General features: G+C 77.6%; 3 protein-coding genes and 1 pseudogene. All 4 read right to left on the bottom strand.

Annotation, left to right across the window (positions count from 1 at the left end; genetic code table 11):
* Positions 1-477, bottom strand: a 477-nt coding sequence (locus ACWJ6R_RS34670; RefSeq protein ID WP_449066261.1) for a DUF5682 family protein, incomplete at its 3' end; no start/stop codon positions are given.
* Positions 474-638: a hypothetical protein gene (locus ACWJ6R_RS34665; RefSeq protein ID WP_449066260.1), complete on the bottom strand. Its 165-nt coding sequence runs from the start codon at positions 636-638 to the stop codon at positions 474-476. The genes ACWJ6R_RS34670 and ACWJ6R_RS34665, both read right to left, overlap by 4 nt.
* Positions 639-970: 332 nt before the next feature.
* A pseudogene (locus ACWJ6R_RS34660) lies at positions 971-1,303 on the bottom strand (AAA family ATPase); the annotation flags it as partial.
* Between the two features lie 571 nt (positions 1,304-1,874).
* The coding region (locus ACWJ6R_RS34655) for a hypothetical protein (protein WP_449066259.1) at positions 1,875-2,377 on the bottom strand (503 nt) is incomplete at its 5' end.

Raw genomic sequence — 2,377 nt, 5'->3', positions numbered from 1 at the left:
GGCGGCGAACCCGCCCTCCCCCGCGACGCCCTCCCCCACGACCGCGGACCCCGCGTCGGCGGACCAGCCGGGATCCGGCAGCGGCAGGTCGCAGCAGAGCACCTCGGCCCCGCGCTCCCGGGCCCAGCGGATCGCGGCCAGCTCGGGCGAGAAGTCGGCGAAGGGGTAGAAGGCGAGCCGTCCGTCCGCTCCGGCCGCGGTGAGGGCGACCGGAGCGCGGGTGGCCGGGTCCGCCAGGTGGACCAGCCACGGCTGGAAGTCCGCGGGCAGCTCGACGCAGACCACCTCGGCCCGGGCGTCCTCCAGCAGCGCCGGTACGGCCGCCGCCAGCGCCGGACTGTGGTGGCGCACCCCGAGCAGGTAGGGCCGCTCGGAGCCCGCGAGGGCCTCCACCGCCTCCCGCGGGTCCATCGCGGTGACCGCTCCGGCGCCCCCGGCACCCCCGGCGGCGGCGCCCATCTCCCGGTCGCCTCTCACCGCAGGTTCTCCCGCAGGTCCCACAGCCGCCGCCACATCGCGGAGCCGTCCTCGGCGCGGCGCCGTACCGGGCCGTCCCAGTAACCGAGCAGCCGTCCGTGGTCGGCCGGATCGTCCTTGCGGACCACGCCGAGCAGGTGCCCGGGCAGCAGGTCCAGCACGTCCCCGCCGGCAGGTAGGCGGCGGCCACCCCCAGGGAGGCGGCGACCTGCACCGCCTCGGCGGTGGACATCACCGTCCCCGGCCGCTCGACGTCCCAGCCCTCGGCCGAGCGGCCCGAGCGCAGGTCCCGGAAGACCGTGACCAGCGCGTCCAGCACGGCGTCGTCCACGCCGAAGGCCGCCCCGGCCCGCCGTACCGCCGCGACGGCCTGGCCGCGCACCAGGGCGGTCTCGGCGGCCGCGTCGGCGATGGGGTGGACGGTCTCGAAGTTGAACCGGCGCTTGAGCGCCGCCGACATCTCCGAGACCCCGCGGTCGCGCAGGTTGGCCGTGGCGATCACGGTGAATCCGGGGGCGGCCGGCACCAGGCCGTCGTCGGTGCCGGCGAGCTCGGGCACGCTGACGCGCCGGTCGGACAGGATCGACACCAGGGCGTCCTGCACCTCGGGCAGGCAGCGGGTGATCTCCTCGACCCGGGCGACGCGGCCGGACCTCATCGCGGCCAGCACCGGCGAGTCGACCAGCGCCCGGCGGCTCGGCCCCTGGGCGAGCAGCAGGGCGTAGTTCCAGCCGTAGCGGAAGGCGTCCTCGGTGGTGCCGGCGGTGCCCTGGACGGTCAGCGCGCTGGTGCCGCAGACCGCGGCCGACAGCAGCTCCGACAGCATCGACTTGGCGGTTCCGGGCTCGCCCACCAGCAGCAGGCCGCGCTCCCCGGCGAGGGTCACCACGCAGCGTTCCACGAGGGCGCGCTCGCCGACGAACTTGGGAGCCACCACGAGGCGGGCGGGCGGCTCGGGGGCGTCACCGGCCGCCGCCCTGCGCCCGGCGGGCAGTTCCAGGGCCCGGCCGTCGCTGCCGCAGACGAACGTGACCACCGCCCGGGGGGTCAGCGCCCATCCGGGCGGGCGGGGTCCGTCGTCGTGGGCCGCGAGGAAGGCGAGCTCGGCGGCGTACCGCTCCTCGGCCGGCACCGCCTGCCGGCCGGGAGCGGCCGCCGTGCCGGAGGAGCCGTCGCGTCGGGAAGGGCCGGGGGCACCGGGAGTGCGTCCGGCTGGCCGGTCATGGTCATGTGCGTCCTCTTGTCCGTTCACCTGTCGGGCCGGTGGCCGGGATCCGCCGCGCGGTTCCCGGCCACCGGCCGGTTCGTGCCTGCCGGAGGCCTCATGCCTGCCGGAGCGTCCTACCTGCCGGAGACCGGGACCGCGCCCGCCGCCGGCGACTCCCGGCCCCGCGTTCTCATGCCTGTTTCCGCGACCGCTGAGCGCGCCGGGTCCTGAGCTCCTGGAGCCGGGGCCGGTCGCCGTCGCGCACCCGCTGCCACGCCCTGGCGTAGAGGCCGGCGACGGGCTCGGCGGGGGCGATCACGCCGAGCCGCGCCCCCTCCTTCGCAGCCAGGTCGAGCAGCGGGAGCTTCCAGTCCTCGAACGGCAGGTGCGGGGCCTTGAAGTCCACCCAGCCGCCGGGCAGGAAGAGCGAGCGGCCGGCCCTGGCCCGGCTGGCCTCGACCACCAGATCGGAGGCGGCCAGCTCGGCGCGGGCCGCCTGGGCCCGGGCCGGTTTCCAGCCGGTCCAGCGGGCCACGTTCCGGTCGGTGGGGTCCGGCATCGCCAGCAGCGCCAGGTAGAGCGCGGCGGCGTCCGGGCCGAGGCCGTACGCCTGCGCCGCCTCCGCGACCAGCTCCGGCACGGAGCGGGCGGGGTCCTGCGGCCACCAGGTGCCGTCGGGGCCCCGCTCTCCCG

This window comes from Planomonospora algeriensis (assembly GCF_977012225.1).
The sequence above is the reverse complement of the archived record's forward strand: the minus strand, read 5'-3'. Positions and strand labels throughout refer to the sequence as shown.